The 14,379-nt window shown below is 46.2% G+C and carries 16 protein-coding genes; all 16 read left to right on the top strand.

Annotation, left to right across the window (positions count from 1 at the left end):
* Positions 1-4: 4 nt before the first annotated feature.
* Positions 5-1,219: an IscS subfamily cysteine desulfurase gene (locus Q0882_RS13140; protein ID WP_299182500.1), complete on the top strand. Its 1,215-nt coding sequence runs from the start codon at positions 5-7 to the stop codon at positions 1,217-1,219.
* A 29-nt stretch (positions 1,220-1,248) separates the two neighbouring features.
* Complete coding sequence (iscU, locus tag Q0882_RS13135; RefSeq protein WP_299182497.1) at positions 1,249-1,632, top strand: Fe-S cluster assembly scaffold IscU; 384 nt, start codon at positions 1,249-1,251, stop codon at positions 1,630-1,632.
* Positions 1,633-1,665: 33 nt separating this feature from the next.
* The gene (gene iscA, locus Q0882_RS13130; protein ID WP_299182495.1) at positions 1,666-1,992 is read left to right on the top strand and encodes an iron-sulfur cluster assembly protein IscA; all 327 of its coding nucleotides are present in this window, start codon (positions 1,666-1,668) and stop codon (positions 1,990-1,992) included.
* An 18-nt stretch (positions 1,993-2,010) separates the two neighbouring features.
* Positions 2,011-2,535, top strand: coding sequence for a Fe-S protein assembly co-chaperone HscB (hscB, locus tag Q0882_RS13125; RefSeq protein ID WP_299182494.1), 525 nt, complete (start codon positions 2,011-2,013; stop codon positions 2,533-2,535).
* Positions 2,536-2,543: 8 nt separating this feature from the next.
* The gene (hscA, locus tag Q0882_RS13120; RefSeq protein ID WP_299182492.1) at positions 2,544-4,421 is read left to right on the top strand and encodes a Fe-S protein assembly chaperone HscA; all 1,878 of its coding nucleotides are present in this window, start codon (positions 2,544-2,546) and stop codon (positions 4,419-4,421) included.
* Positions 4,421-4,759 (top strand): ISC system 2Fe-2S type ferredoxin, encoded by a 339-nt coding sequence (fdx, locus tag Q0882_RS13115; protein WP_299182490.1) that lies wholly within the window; start codon positions 4,421-4,423, stop codon positions 4,757-4,759. The genes hscA and fdx overlap by 1 nt, the downstream gene beginning before the upstream one ends.
* An 11-nt stretch (positions 4,760-4,770) precedes the next feature.
* The gene (gene iscX, locus Q0882_RS13110; protein WP_299182488.1) at positions 4,771-4,971 is read left to right on the top strand and encodes a Fe-S cluster assembly protein IscX; all 201 of its coding nucleotides are present in this window, start codon (positions 4,771-4,773) and stop codon (positions 4,969-4,971) included.
* 232 nt (positions 4,972-5,203) lie between these two features.
* The gene (ndk, locus tag Q0882_RS13105; RefSeq protein ID WP_299182486.1) at positions 5,204-5,611 is read left to right on the top strand and encodes a nucleoside-diphosphate kinase; all 408 of its coding nucleotides are present in this window, start codon (positions 5,204-5,206) and stop codon (positions 5,609-5,611) included.
* 77 nt (positions 5,612-5,688) lie between these two features.
* Entirely contained in the window at positions 5,689-6,825 is a 1,137-nt protein-coding gene (rlmN, locus tag Q0882_RS13100; protein WP_299182485.1) for a 23S rRNA (adenine(2503)-C(2))-methyltransferase RlmN, read from the top strand.
* 12 nt (positions 6,826-6,837) lie between these two features.
* Complete coding sequence (gene pilW, locus Q0882_RS13095) at positions 6,838-7,605, top strand: type IV pilus biogenesis/stability protein PilW (RefSeq protein WP_299182483.1); 768 nt, start codon at positions 6,838-6,840, stop codon at positions 7,603-7,605.
* Positions 7,602-8,582 (top strand): RodZ domain-containing protein, encoded by a 981-nt coding sequence (locus tag Q0882_RS13090; RefSeq protein ID WP_299182481.1) that lies wholly within the window; start codon positions 7,602-7,604, stop codon positions 8,580-8,582. The genes pilW and Q0882_RS13090 overlap by 4 nt, the downstream gene beginning before the upstream one ends.
* A gap of 49 nt (positions 8,583-8,631) precedes the next feature.
* Positions 8,632-9,873, top strand: a complete 1,242-nt coding sequence (gene hisS, locus Q0882_RS13085) for a histidine--tRNA ligase (RefSeq protein WP_299182774.1) — start codon at positions 8,632-8,634, stop codon at positions 9,871-9,873.
* A 41-nt stretch (positions 9,874-9,914) separates the two neighbouring features.
* Positions 9,915-10,571 carry a tetratricopeptide repeat protein gene (locus Q0882_RS13080; RefSeq protein ID WP_299182480.1) on the top strand — a complete coding sequence of 219 codons (657 nt, stop codon included), beginning with the start codon at positions 9,915-9,917 and terminating at the stop codon, positions 10,569-10,571.
* On the top strand, positions 10,572-11,723 hold the full coding sequence (gene bamB, locus Q0882_RS13075) for an outer membrane protein assembly factor BamB (RefSeq protein ID WP_299182479.1): 1,152 nt from the start codon (positions 10,572-10,574) through the stop codon (positions 11,721-11,723).
* An 89-nt stretch (positions 11,724-11,812) separates the two neighbouring features.
* Positions 11,813-13,249 (top strand): ribosome biogenesis GTPase Der, encoded by a 1,437-nt coding sequence (der, locus tag Q0882_RS13070; RefSeq protein WP_299182478.1) that lies wholly within the window; start codon positions 11,813-11,815, stop codon positions 13,247-13,249.
* Complete coding sequence (murI, locus tag Q0882_RS13065; RefSeq protein WP_299182477.1) at positions 13,246-14,082, top strand: glutamate racemase; 837 nt, start codon at positions 13,246-13,248, stop codon at positions 14,080-14,082. Before der ends, murI begins: the two co-directional genes overlap by 4 nt.
* Positions 14,083-14,379: the final 297 nt, after the last annotated feature.

The raw sequence follows: 14,379 nt of genomic DNA, 5'->3' as shown, positions 1-14,379 counted from the left end.
ATGAATGAAAACACCGATTTATCTAGATTATTCAGCTACAACACCTGTTGATCCGCGTGTTGCGCAAAAAATGGTTGATTGCCTGACGATGGACGGCAATTTTGGTAACCCAGCGTCACGTTCACATCTATTTGGCTGGAAAGCTGAAGAGGCTGTTGAGACAGCTCGCCGGCAGGTTGCTGATCTGATCAATGCAGATCCTCGAGAGATCGTTTGGACCTCGGGTGCAACAGAGTCTGATAATCTGGCGATTAAAGGTGCGGCTCATTTCTATCAGAAAAAGGGTAAACATATCATTACCTCCAAAATTGAGCATAAGGCGGTGTTGGATCCATGCCGTCAGCTTGAACGTGAGGGTTTTGAAGTTACCTATCTGACACCAGGCGCTGATGGTTTAATTGAGCCTCAGGCCGTTGCTGATGCCATTCGTGAAGACACCATTCTTGTTTCTCTTATGCATGTGAATAATGAGATCGGGACGATTACAGATATCGAGGCGATTGGTGAAATTACACGTGCAAAGAAAATTATCTTCCACGTAGATGCCGCTCAGAGCACCGGTAAAATCGATATCGATATGGATAAAGCGAAAGTTGATCTGCTATCGATCTCGGCGCATAAGATGTATGGCCCTAAAGGTATTGGTGCTTTGTTTGTGCGTCGTAAACCGCGCGTTCGTCTGGAAGCACAGATCCATGGTGGCGGGCATGAGCGCGGTATGCGTTCTGGTACGCTGGCAACTCACCAGATTGTGGGTATGGGTGAAGCGGCACGGATCTGTAAGGAAGAACGAGAGCAGGAAACGCAGCATGTTATCGCTCTAAGAGATCGCTTCCTTGAGCAGATGGGTAGTATGGAAGAGGTTTATATCAACGGTTCCCGTGAGCAGCGAGTACCGGGAAATTTGAATATCAGCTTTGCTTTTGTCGAAGGCGAATCTCTGTTGATGTCTTTGAAAGATCTGGCTGTGTCCTCAGGTTCTGCATGTACCTCGGCAAGTTTAGAACCATCATATGTGCTACGTGCTTTGGGCTTAAATGATGAGTTAGCGCATAGCTCGATCCGTTTCTCTTTTGGTCGGTTTACGACGGAGGAAGAGGTGGATTATGCTGCATCCCAAATTCAGGATGCGGTAAGTAAATTACGTGAGCTCTCACCTCTGTGGGATATGTTTAAAGACGGTGTTGATCTGAGTAAGGTTGAGTGGGTACATCACTGATCCTGCATTGAAAGTATTTGGAGGTCGTCATGGCTTATAGTGAAAAAGTTATTGATCATTACGAAAACCCTCGTAACGTCGGTAAAATGAATGACAAAGATGAGAACGTTGGTACGGGCATGGTGGGTGCACCTGCATGTGGTGACGTTATGCGTCTGCAGATTAAAGTAAGTGATGAAGGTATTATTGAAGATGCCAAGTTCAAAACTTATGGCTGTGGTTCTGCGATTGCTTCCAGTTCTCTGGTTACCGAATGGGTAAAAGGGATGTCATTGGAAGAGGCTTCAGAACTTAAAAATACATCAATTGCAGAAGAGCTGGCGCTGCCACCAGTTAAGATCCACTGTTCGGTTCTGGCTGAAGATGCAATTAAAGCAGCAGTAGCTGATTACAAAGAAAAAAAGGGTAAGTGAGTCGATCTCACTGACCAGGAGAAGTAGGCATATATGGCAATTACCATGACTGATGCCGCAGCAGATCATGTTGCGCGATATCTGGAAAAGCGTGGCCACGGCGAGGGTATTCGTCTCGGAGTACGCACGTCAGGCTGCTCAGGAATGGCTTATGTTCTGGAATTTGTTGATGAAGTCCAGGAAGAGGACCAGATATTTCAAGGGCCTCAGGATGTGAAAATTATCATCGATCCAAAGAGCCTGTTGTATCTTGATGGTACCGAACTGGATTTTGTAAAAGAGGGATTGAATGAGGGGTTTAAATTTAATAACCCTAACGTCTCCAGCGAATGCGGTTGTGGTGAAAGCTTTAACGTCTGACCTTCTTTAGGCAGAGTGATGGATATCAATAAGAACTACTTCGATTTTATCGGTCTGCCGATATCATTTCATATCGATCAGTCACTTTTGGCTGATCGGTCTCTCGAGCTTCAAAAAACTCTTCATCCTGATCGTTTTGCTCACCAAACCGAGCGTGAGCAGAGGTTGGCTGTGCAGTATATGGCCTACCTTAATGAGGGTATTGCCACTTTGAAGGCTCCGCTTCCTCGTGCGCAGTATCTTCTTCATCTGAAAGGGATTGATACAATCAGTGAATCTTCTACGCCTGTTGAGCCTATGTTCCTTATGCAGCAGATGGAACTCAGGGAGCGATTGGAAGAGATTCCGGAATTAGAAGAGCCCTATGATGAGCTTGAATCGTTGCTGGAAGAGGTTGACGATCTGCTGGCTCAGTTAAGGGAAAGGTTTGCACAGTGCTATGAATCCGATCTTGAATCGGCGACAGCGGTTGTGCGTAAAATGCAATTTTTGGAAAAACTTGTCACTGAGATTGAACGTCTTGAAGACAGGTTGGATGGCTGAAGCAATTTATGGCGCTGTTACAGATAGCTGAACCGGGGCAAAGTGAAGCTCCACATCAACACAAATTAGCGGTTGGTATCGATCTGGGTACAACGAATTCACTGGTTGCTTCAGTGAAAAGTGGCGAGGCTGTAACACTACCTGACTTTAAGGGTGAACACCTTCTGCCATCGGTAGTTCGCTATATGCCTTGCGGTAATATTCAGGTGGGGGCAGAAGCCCGAACCTTCGCATCAGAAGATCCCTACAATACGATTATATCCGTCAAACGATTGATGGGACGTGGCTCTGAAGAAGTAAACGCGTTGGGTGATGAAGCACCCTATCATTTCGAGAGTAATGATGGGGGGATGCCCTATATTAAAACCACAGCAGGCGCAAAAAGTCCTGTTCAGGTATCTGCGGATATATTGGAATCTCTGGTTTTTCGTGCAGAAGAAGCCTTAGGTGGTGAGTTGGTTGGCGCAGTTATCACAGTGCCTGCCTACTTTGATGATGCGCAGCGTCAGGCAACTAAAGACGCGGCGAAAATAGCGAATATCAAAGTATTACGGTTGTTAAGTGAGCCAACGGCAGCTGCTGTAGCTTATGGGCTGGATCAGGGTAAAGAGGGAGTTATTGCCGTTTATGATCTGGGTGGTGGTACTTTTGATATCTCCATACTGCGTCTTAATAAGGGCGTGTTTGAGGTTCTATCCACTGGCGGTGATAGTGCTCTAGGTGGAGATGATCTTGATTTGGCATTGGCGCAATGGATGGCAGAGCAGTTACAGATTGAGGTTAGTGATAACTCTATCTCTCGCTATCTGTTGGAAAAGGCGAAATGGGTAAAAGAGCAGTTAAGTGATGCTGATGAAGTTGAGGCCTTAATCTCACTGGGCGAAGAAAATTACTCGCTGACCGTAACGCGTCATCAGTTTGATGCTCTGGTGCTACCTCTCGTTAAAAAGACAATCCGTGCCTGCCGTCGTGCCCTGAAAGATGCCGCAGTAGATGCTGTGGATGTACTCGAAGTTGTCATGGTTGGTGGTTCAACGCGAGTGCCTCTGGTGAGAGCTGAAGTACAGGCGTTCTTTGGGCGGGAGCCTCATATTAAGATTGACCCTGATCGTGTCGTGGCAATTGGTGCTGCAATACAGGCAGACGTATTAGCGGGTAACAAACCAGACAGTGATATGTTGCTGTTGGATGTGATTCCATTATCTCTGGGACTGGAAACCATGGGTGGCCTGACAGAGAAAATTATTCATCGTAATACCTCTATTCCAGTCGCGCGAGCACAGGAGTTTACAACCTATCAGGATGGTCAAACTGCTATGGCTATTCATGTGGTGCAGGGTGAGCGGGAGCTGGTTTCTGATTGTCGTTCTCTGGCTCGGTTTGAGCTCAGGGGAATTCCTCCGATGGCGGCGGGTGCGGCTAAGATTCGTGTGACGTTTCAGGTTGATGCAGATGGATTGCTAGGGGTTGAAGCTAAAGAGCTGACATCAGGTGTTGAAAGTCGTATTCAGGTCAAGCCTTCTTATGGTCTCGGCGATGCTGAGATTGCAGAGATGTTGAAAGCATCTTACCTGAATGCAGCCGAAGACAAAGATGCTCGTGCGTTAAGGGAGCAGCAGGTGGAAGCGGATAGATTGATTGTTTCACTGAAAGATGCCCTGAGCGTAGATGGTGAAAAACTGCTAAATGCTGACGAACGTGAGCAGCTTGGGTGGGAGATAGAAAAATTAGTTGTACTGCGTAACGGTAGTGATGTGATTGCGATAGAGCAGGGGATTTCAGCCCTGTCTAAAGCATCAGATGAATATGCATCCAGACGTATGGACTTCAATATTCAGAAAGCGTTGCAAGGGCATAGTGTTGATGAGCTTGGGGAGAGTAAATAATGCCGCAGATAATTTTTCTGCCACATGATGAGTTGTGCCCGGAAGGAAAGGTGATCGAAGCCGATGCAGGTATCACTGTATGTGATGCAGCGTTGGCGAATGGTATTCATATTGAGCATGCATGTGAGAAATCATGTGCCTGTACTACCTGTCATGTCATCGTACGTGAAGGGTTTGACTCACTCGATGAATCGGATGAGTTGGAAGATGATATGCTTGATAAGGCTTGGGGGCTTGAGCCAGAATCACGTTTAAGCTGTCAGGCTGTCGTTGCTGATGAAGATCTGGTTGTTGAAATTCCAAAATATACAATTAATCAGGTTTCGGAGCGTCACTGAGGAGTTGGGTTATGAGTCTGAAGTGGGTTGATGTACTGGATATAGCGATTGAGCTATCTGAAAAATATCCGGATCAGGATCCGATGAAAATTAGTTTTCCTGATCTTTATCAGAAAGTTATGGATCTGGAAGAGTTTGATGATGATCCGGATCGTTGTGGTGAAAAAATCCTTGAAGGCATTCAGATGGCCTGGATTGATGAAATGGATTGATCTGAGTTGTTGAATGGATTTCTAAACCCGGTCTTCGCCGGGTTTTGTCGCTTTTAGACTACTGTTTTCTGACGCTACTCTGGCGTATAATTGCGCGCTTGATTTCAGGAGCTATCCGAAAGCCTAATTGCAGTCTGCTAAGGGTTCAAATCCGTTTGGGTATTGGGCGATAGCAGAGACTGTATGGATTTTCAGATAACTCTTATTTAATTTAAATTTTGGAGCTTAACCAATGGCACTTGAACGTACGTTCTCCATTATCAAACCGGATGCAGTTGCAAAAAATGTAATCGGTAAAATCGTTTCTCGTTTTGAATCTAACGGCCTGAAGGTTGTTGAGATGCAGATGAAGCACCTGACTCAAGATGAAGCTGAAGGCTTCTATGCTGAGCACAAAGAGCGTCCATTCTTTGGTGATCTGGTTGCTTTCATGACGTCTGGTCCAGTTATTGTTCAGGTTCTTGAAGGTGAAAACGCGATCGCTCTGAACCGCGAACTGATGGGTGCAACAAACCCACAGGAAGCTGCTGAAGGCACAATCCGTCGTGATTTTGCTGAATCTATCGACGCTAACGCTGTACATGGTTCCGATTCCCCAGCGTCTGCTGAACGCGAAATCGCATACTTCTTCGGTAAGTAATTACCGCCCAGGCCGTCTGTAGTTATCTGCTTCAGACGGTCTACTGATTGACCCCCTATAATGAGTGCTTGCCACCTATGAGTGAATCCCAAAAAAAAGTAAATCTACTTGGACTGTCGCCAGCTAAAATGGAAGCTTTCTTCGATGAGATTGGAGAAAAAAAGTTTCGTGCGACTCAGGTGCTGAAATGGATTCATCAGCTTGGTGCAAGTAGCTTTGAAGAGATGACGAACATCAGCAAAGCGCTTCGTCAAAAGTTGACTGAAGTAGCCGAGATCCGTGAGCCTGAGGTATTAATGGAGAAAACCTCGAAAGATGGCACGCGCAAGTGGGTGATCAAAACCGACAGTGGCTCGAGTGTTGAAGCTGTGCTGATTCCAGATGGTGAGAGGAAAACACTATGCGTCTCATCTCAGGTTGGATGTTCTTTGGATTGTAGTTTCTGTTCAACGGGTAAGCAGGGTTTTAACAGTAATCTGACTACGGCAGAGATTATCGGTCAACTCAGAATCGCAATTCGTTCCTATGGCGACTATAACACGACCTCTCAACGGGTGGTCTCTAATGTCGTGCTTATGGGGATGGGGGAACCATTGATGAACTTTGATAACGTCGTCGATGCGATTACCCTGATGATGGAAGATAATGCTTATTGCTTATCAAAACGACGTGTAACGCTGTCAACAGCGGGCGTGGTACCCGCTATCGATAAGTTGCGTGAAGTAACTGATGTGTCACTGGCGATCTCATTACATGCACCGAATGATGATCTGCGTGATATTCTGGTGCCTATCAACAAGCGCTATCCGATCAAAGAGCTGGTTGCTGCCTGTAACCGTTATCTAGAAAATCTGAATGATAAGCGTGTTATCACCGTTGAATACACTTTAATTAATGGTGTTAATGATAAGCCAGAGCATGCTAAGCAGTTGCTAAAAATTCTGCGCAGAATGCCATCGAAATTGAATATAATACCGTTTAACCCTTTTCCGAATTCCGGCTATGAGCGGCCTTCTGAAGAAAGAATTCTGGCATTTAAAGAGATTATCGTTCATGGTGGAATTGTAACCACTGTGCGACGTACACGTGGTGATGAAATTGATGCCGCATGTGGCCAGTTGGTAGGCCAGGTCGCTGACAGGACGCGACGAAGTCAGAAATATATACCTGTAGTTCAAGAAGAATTACAGCAGAGTCAAACGAAAACACAATAAGAGGGACGGCGTGTGAGAGGAATTAAACTGGTACTCGCTCTGACAATGGCGCTGGTTGTTGTAGGGTGTGAAACTAAGAATTCCTCTGTTCCTGGAGGTAAGGTATCAAAGCATGAGGCCTATTCGCGGCTGGGGTTTGAATATCTTCAATCTGGTGACACAGCCAATGCTAAAAGCTCATTCCTTCGCTCAATAGAAAGCGATAGTGGGTATGCAGAAGCGCATAATGGAATTGCGCTTGCCTTTCAATTAGAGGGCGATGATCAACTAGCCGAACAATATTTTCGGAAAGCCACAGCATTAGCCCCCTCTTCTGCGATGATGCACAATAACTTTGGTGCATTTCTGTTCTCAAAACAGCGTTATCAAGAAGCGTGTAATGAGTTAGCACGTGCTACAGAAGATCCCTTTTATAGTCGAAGAGCTCAGGCGTTTGAGAACTTAGGGCGTTGTTATCGTCTTCTGCAGCGTGATGATGCTGCGAAGCATGCCTTTAAACGATCGCTTCAGGTCTCCGCGAATCGCCCTGTGGCTCTGGTAGAACTCTCTGAAATATCGCTTCAGGAAAATAACCTTCTGGAGTCAGAAAAATACTTTGACCGTTTTCTAACCATGGTAGAAGATCGTCGAGTCGAACATTACGCCAAGAGCCTCTGGCTGGGCATCCGGCTCGCAAGAGAAGAGGGTAATGCCACCAGAGCGGCAACCTACGCATTAATTCTTAAGAATCTGTATCCCGAATCGGAAGAGTATCGGGAGTATAAGGAGTCCGCGCGTTGAGTACCGAAGAACAGCAGGAGCAGAATATCTTATCGCCCGAAGAGTGGGGCGCGCGTCTGACTTCAGCACGTGAAAATATCTCCCTTAGTATTGAACAGGTCGCAGCAGATCTCAATCTTCCGGCTGAATATATAGCAGAACTTGAACGGGGTGGGATCGAAGGCTTGCCGAGCTTAGTGTTTGCTCGTGGGTATGTAAGAGCGTATGCCAAGCTGCTTAATCTGGATGATGATGAGCTTGTCAGTGGTTTCTCAGAGCTGCATGGCGTCAGCGGTAAGGGACAGATTAAACCAGTAACTCGCGTGCGGGAACAGGTGAAAGTCAATGATCCTGTGATGAAGCTTTCCAGTTGGATCTTTGTTCTGGCAATCATTGGTCTGTCTTTTTGGTGGTGGCAGACTCAATACGGATCAGGTGCTGAAAATGCTTCTACAGAGGTTGGTAATGATTCCTTAGTTACAGATAAGGGTGTAGCTGCGGTTGAGGTTGTTGATGGCTCGGCACAGTTGGTTTTACCAAATCTGGATGATGGCCCTGCAGAGGAAAATGCTGAGGGTATCAATCAGGAGCCTAAGCAGGAAGAGGCTGAGGAACCTGAACCGACCTACCTATCCACGGCTGAAATTGCATCCTTACAGAATCAACTAGATCAGGTATCAGAGGATAAAGCTGAAACAGCACCTGAACCTGAGCAGGTGGTACCAGTTGCTGAGCCAAGAGTACTTACAGAGGTGAGTTTGCAGGCTGACTTTATCGCCGAGTGCTGGGTATCGATAAAAGATGCTAATGGCAAAACACTCTTTAATAATCTTAGAGGGAAAGGGCAGAGTGTAAGTGTTAAGGGTAAGGCACCGGTTAAAGTTCTACTTGGCGCAGCTGATGCCGTCAGTAAGTTTAGTTATAACGGACAAGAGATAAGTCTGGCTGATCACAGTCATAAAAATGTTGTTCGTATGAGTTTACCTTTAGCAGAATAATTTTAGATTTAAGGTTGTTGTTTTGGCCAAAATAAAAGCCATTCGTGGGATGAATGATATCCTGCCAGACCAGACTCCCGTCTGGCAGTATCTTGAGCGTACTGTAAAAAATGTATTGTCGGCATACGGCTACAGTGAAGTGCGCATGCCGGTTGTAGAGCAGACCAGTCTTTTTAAACGTTCTATCGGTGAAGTAACTGATATTGTAGAAAAAGAGATGTATACCTTTGATGATCGTAATGGTGAAAGTTTGACCTTGCGACCAGAGGGTACGGCAAGTTGTGTTCGAGCTGCTGAAGAGCATGGGCTGTTGTTTAATCAGATGCAGCGTTTCTGGTATCAGGGGCCGATGTTCAGATACGAACGACCACAAAAAGGGCGTTATCGTCAGTTTCATCAGGTTGGTGTTGAAACATTTGGAATGCCAAATGCGGATATTGATGCCGAAGTTATCATGTTAAGTGCGCGCCTGTGGAAACAGTTAGGGTTATTGGATTCAGTAACCTTGCAACTGAATACACTGGGAAGTAATGAAGCCCGGGCTGACTACAAGCAGGCATTGGTTGAATACCTGTCTGCTCGTAAGGATCAGCTCGATGAAGACAGTCAGCGTCGCCTTGAAACAAATCCACTGCGCATTCTGGATAGTAAAGATCAAAATACCCAGGCCCTTTTGGATGACGCACCCGTCCTGACCGATTATCTGGATGAAGAATCACGCCAGCATTTTTCTGAATTGACTCAGATGCTTGATGATGCAGGTGTACAGTATGAAATAAATCCGCGACTTGTCAGAGGATTAGACTATTACTGTAAGACCGTTTTTGAATGGGTTACAGATAAACTTGGTGCGCAGGGTACGGTTTGCGCCGGTGGGCGTTATGATGGGCTGGTCAAGCAGTTAGGTGGGCGGCCAACACCGGCTGTGGGATTTGCCATGGGTGTAGAGCGTCTGATTTTGTTGCTCGAAACATTGGATCTGATCCCTCAAGCAGTAAAGCAGCCCTTTGATCTCTATTTAGCAGCTGAGCACAAAGGACTTCAATCAAAGGTTGTTCTTTATGCGGATAGGCTAAGGGATCGCTTTGAGGGGTTAAGAGTCCAAATTCACTGTGGTGGACAAAAAAATATTCGTCAAAAAGCACAGCAAACTGGTGCACCTATTGTTCTGTTGTTAAAAGAAACAGATAATCAGGAGCTTTGTGGCACTGTTTGGTATAACGGTGAACCTATATTTGATCTTGAAGAAGGTCAGGTTCAGGACAAAATAGCCTCTATCTGGCAGGCGTAAAAAATAATATTGCTAGCAGAAATAAGGTACAGGAGTTAAGGGTGGCAGAGTTACGCACCGAAGAAGAACAGGTTCAGGCACTTAAGTCTTGGTGGGATGAGAATGGGAAATCACTGCTTTTAGGTGTTGCCGTAGCACTAGCTGCCGTTCTGGGTTGGAAAGGATGGCAGGATCAGCAAGCAGCAAAGGCTGAAAATGCATCGATCCTCTATCAGAATCTGCTTGATGCTGTTGTAGGTGGTATCGGGCCACAGCAAGATGCGGCCAAACTGACCACGGCAAATCATCTGAGTGATCAGTTAAAAGCAGATTATGATGACACCACCTATGCTAGCTACGCCGCTTTGATTATGGCGCGGGTTGCGGTTGATCAGAATGAGATCGAGAAAGCTAAAGCTGAGCTTGATTGGGTGTTGGCGAGCCAGCCGACTGAGTCAATCTATGTTGTAGCTACATTGCGTAAAGCACGAGTCTTAGCTGCGCAGGAAAACTATGACGATGCGCTCGCGCTCATCAATGCCGCGCCGGTCGGTGGATACAAAGCTAGCATTGAAGAGGTGAAAGGGGATCTTTACTTGGCTAAAGGCGACAAGGCTAAGGCCCAAATCGCATATCAGGCAGCTTATGATGCTTCACCGGCTAACACACGCCCAGTGCTAGAGATGAAACTAAATGACCTCTCATCTGAGGATAGCTAAATGAAAAGCCTGAGTAGAATAACAGCCATCGCTTTGATCTCTGCTGCTATTACCGGTTGTGGATTCTGGGGAGATGATGGTGAAGAGGTTAAACCGGCTGAATTAGTCTCATTTGAAGCTGAAAAGAAGGTAGATCAGTTGTGGTCTACAAGTGTCGGCTCCGGAATGGGAGGCAAGTTCCATCAATTTAAGCCAGCGATAGACGACGATAAAATCTTTGCTGTGGATCATAATGGAACTGTTGTTGCTATAGATCGAGAGAGCGGTAAGGCTCAATGGATTGTAGAGCTGGAAACTCCTGTCGTAGGTGGCGTTGGCGCAGGGTATGGCAAAGTCTCGGTGGCGACTGAAGAGGGGCAGGTGATCGTTCTCTCCGCTGCAGATGGTGGTGAACTATGGCGTGCTGACGTTAGCACTGAGGCAACAGCTCCAGGGCAATTTAACAGTGATCTTGCTGTATTTCAGTTGATTAACGGTAAAGTGGTGGCTTTTGATGCGTCAACAGGTCAGCGTCGCTGGACGTTTGATAGTCAGGTGCCGCGTCTAACATTGCGAGGCACTAGTTCACCGATTGTTGCTAGTGATGTCACGTTTGCCGGGTTCGCTAGTGGTAAACTAGCGGCTATTGATAATGCTAAAGGTACAGCAATCTGGGAGAGTCGTGTGGCCCTGCCTCAGGGACGCTCAGAGCTAGAGCGTATGATTGATATCGATGGTCGCCCTCTGCTTGTAGATCGCATGATCTACGTAACGAGTTATCAGGGTCGTCTAGTCGCAATTAACCCATTCCGTGCTCAGATTGCATGGGCAAAAGATGTTTCTAGCTACCATTCTCTAGCTGCTGGTTTTGGTAATATTTATGTGAGTGAAGCGGATGATGCGGTGCAGGCATTTGATCGCGGAACGAGCGCAAGTGTTTGGCGTCAGGGTGCGCTGCAAAATCGTGAGATCTCTGCTCCGACAGTAATTGGCTCTACTGTTGCTGTAGCGGATGTAGAGGGTTATATCCATTTCATGTCGCAGACTGATGGTCACTTTGTGGCGCGCCACAAAGTTGATTCATCGGGTGTATATGGTGATATGGTTTCACGTGATGACGTACTTTATGTACTTACAAATAACGGGCGTTTAGCTGCGTTAACACTGCAATAGCAGTTTGATACTGATTCGGGCGGCTATTTGTTAGACAGATAGCCGCCATTTTTGTTTTTAGCCTGCAGATAAGCAGGGGTGATATATACATGCTTCCCGTAATTGCTCTAGTTGGCCGACCGAATGTCGGTAAATCAACACTTTTTAACCGTCTGACACGTTCCCGTGATGCGCTTGTCGCAGACCTTCCGGGCCTCACGCGTGATCGAAAATATGGCGAGGGGCGTCTGGCGAATGATGAGCAAGATTATATTGTCGTCGATACCGGAGGGATTACCGGCGATGAACAAGGGATCGACTATGAGATGGCAAAACAATCGCTTCAGGCAATAGAAGAAGCGGATGTTGTTCTTTTTTTGGTGGATGGCAGAGCTGGAATAAACCCGGCTGATGAGTTAATTGCAAACTATCTTCGGAGATCAGATAAACCATGCTACCTGGTGGTTAATAAAACTGATGGTCTTAATCCAGATATAATCGTTGCAGATTTCTTTGAGCTGGGCATTGGTCAGCCGTTAGCAATTGCAGCAGCTCATGGCCGAGGCGTAACACAGCTTATAGAGTGTGTGCTCGAAGAGCTTCCCGCTGATATTGAAGAATCTGCAGAGACCATGGCAGAGGTTGAAAAAGGGGTCAAGATTGCCGTCGTCGGCAGGCCCAATGTGGGCAAGTCGACATTGGTTAACCGTATGCTGGGTGAAGATCGTGTTGTGGTCTTTGATAAGGCGGGAACGACACGTGACAGTGTATATATTCCATATGAGCGCGATGATAAAAATTATACTCTGATCGATACGGCGGGGATTCGTCGTCGTAAGAATATTACAGAGGCCGCAGAAAAGTTTTCAATTGTTAAAACACTACAGGCAGTGAAGGATGCGCACGTAGTGGTAATGGTTATAGATGCTCGTGAAGGTGTGACAGAACAAGACATGCATATGTTGAGTTTTGTTATCGATACCGGCCGTTCCATGGTAGTTGCTTTGAATAAGTGGGACGGTATGAATGGCGAAGAGAAAGCTAAAGTTAAAGAGCAGATCGAGCGAAAGCTTGAATTTGCTGATTTTGCCAATTTGCACTTCATCTCAGCACTGCATGGCAGTGGTGTCGGTAATATGTATGACTCTGTTGATGAGGCTTATGAGTGCGCGATGGCAAAATGGTCGACCAGTAAACTAACTCGTCTATTGGAAGATATCGTTGCAGACCATCAGCCCCCCGCGATAAATGGTAGAAGGATAAAACTTCGCTATGCACATCAGGGTGGTTCTAACCCTCCTATTATTGTAATTCACGGGAATCAGACAAAATCTTTGCCAGGATCTTACAAACGTTATCTGGAAAATAAATTTATTCAGGTTCTGGGTATCAGAGGTACACCAATAAGATTTGAGTTTAAATCAAGTGATAATCCGTTTGAGGGGAGAAAGAATCCTCTAACGAGCCGGCAATTGGCAAAGAAAGAGCGTTTTCGCGACCATGTTCGTCAGTTGAAAAAAGCGAATAAGAAGAAAAATAAGCGATGACCGATGCCGCACTTCCAATAGGAGTTTTTGATTCTGGTGTTGGCGGTTTGACCGTGTTAAACGCGCTACGTGAAAAACTACCGGGAGAAAATCTCATATATCTGGGGGACACTGCGCGTGTGCCTTATGGAACTAAAAGCTCGCTTTCTGTCACCCGTTATGCGGAGCAAGCAGCCGCTTGTTTAATAGATCGAAAAATTAAATTACTGGTTATTGCCTGCAATACAGCTTCTGCTGTAGCCGTTGAGCCGCTTCAGCAAAAATACCCACTGATACCGGTGATGGGGGTTGTTGGGCCCGGAGCAGATGCATGCTGTGCTGTCAGCAAAAATCGACATATTGGTGTAATTGCGACAGAAAGTACGGTAAATAATCAGGCATACCAGCAGGCGATCCTAAAGCGTATGCCAGATGCATCTGTTGCAGCACAATCCTGTTCACTGTTTGTGGCACTGGCAGAAGAAGGTTGGCATGAAGGTGAACTGGTAGAGCAGATAGTTGCGAAGTGCTTAGCACCCTTAAAGCAAATTGAGTCACCTGCTATAGATACGTTGGTTTTGGGGTGCACACATTTTCCTGCACTGAAAGAGTGTATTGGAAAAGTAATGGGCGCTGATGTGGTGTTGGTGGATTCAGCACAAACCACCGCTGAAGCGGTAAGAGAAGAGCTTCAGAGGTCGGGCATGCTTAATCAGGCTGATGCAGGAGATGTGGAGTTTCTGGTAACAGATGATCCTCAAAGATTTAGTCGAGTGGCTGAGCACTTCTTCGAAGGTGAGTTAACCGCAGGTGAGATTCAGCAGGTTGATATTCAGCATTTTGATAAAGGGTAAGAAATAGATGTATGAAAAGCGCCGTCAGGCGCTTTTTTATGGTTATTGATCAGGGATTAAACAGCGCTGATTGCTGAGTGAACAGGTTGGGGGTGTTTTTAGCTTTTTTTGAGTTTTTTTGGAATTTTTTAAAGTTAAGTGTTGACGGTTTCTGAGATCTCTGTAGAATTCGCCGTCCTTGCTTAGGGAGGCCGCTTTTTAAGGCGGATTTGAACTGAGCTAAGGGCTGAGTAAGTGGTTGAAAACGTTGAGTTTTTAGATTGCTTACGCGGCAGGATTCAAGGTCCGGTTGCTGAG

This window comes from uncultured Neptuniibacter sp., from assembly GCF_947498015.1.
GTDB lineage: Bacteria > Pseudomonadota > Gammaproteobacteria > Pseudomonadales > Balneatricaceae > Neptuniibacter.
Note: the sequence above shows the minus strand (reverse complement) of the source record. Positions and strands in the feature narration are given on the sequence as shown.

Coding starts and splice junctions, on each gene's coding strand:
- Q0882_RS13140 (WP_299182500.1), top strand. CDS start 5: ATGAAAACACCGATTTATCTAGATTATTCAGCTACAACACCTGTTGAT.
- iscU (WP_299182497.1), top strand. CDS start 1,249: ATGGCTTATAGTGAAAAAGTTATTGATCATTACGAAAACCCTCGTAAC.
- iscA (WP_299182495.1), top strand. CDS start 1,666: ATGGCAATTACCATGACTGATGCCGCAGCAGATCATGTTGCGCGATAT.
- hscB (WP_299182494.1), top strand. CDS start 2,011: ATGGATATCAATAAGAACTACTTCGATTTTATCGGTCTGCCGATATCA.
- hscA (WP_299182492.1), top strand. CDS start 2,544: ATGGCGCTGTTACAGATAGCTGAACCGGGGCAAAGTGAAGCTCCACAT.
- fdx (WP_299182490.1), top strand. CDS start 4,421: ATGCCGCAGATAATTTTTCTGCCACATGATGAGTTGTGCCCGGAAGGA.
- iscX (WP_299182488.1), top strand. CDS start 4,771: ATGAGTCTGAAGTGGGTTGATGTACTGGATATAGCGATTGAGCTATCT.
- ndk (WP_299182486.1), top strand. CDS start 5,204: ATGGCACTTGAACGTACGTTCTCCATTATCAAACCGGATGCAGTTGCA.
- rlmN (WP_299182485.1), top strand. CDS start 5,689: ATGAGTGAATCCCAAAAAAAAGTAAATCTACTTGGACTGTCGCCAGCT.
- hisS (WP_299182774.1), top strand. CDS start 8,632: ATGAATGATATCCTGCCAGACCAGACTCCCGTCTGGCAGTATCTTGAG.
- bamB (WP_299182479.1), top strand. CDS start 10,572: ATGAAAAGCCTGAGTAGAATAACAGCCATCGCTTTGATCTCTGCTGCT.
- der (WP_299182478.1), top strand. CDS start 11,813: ATGCTTCCCGTAATTGCTCTAGTTGGCCGACCGAATGTCGGTAAATCA.
- murI (WP_299182477.1), top strand. CDS start 13,246: ATGACCGATGCCGCACTTCCAATAGGAGTTTTTGATTCTGGTGTTGGC.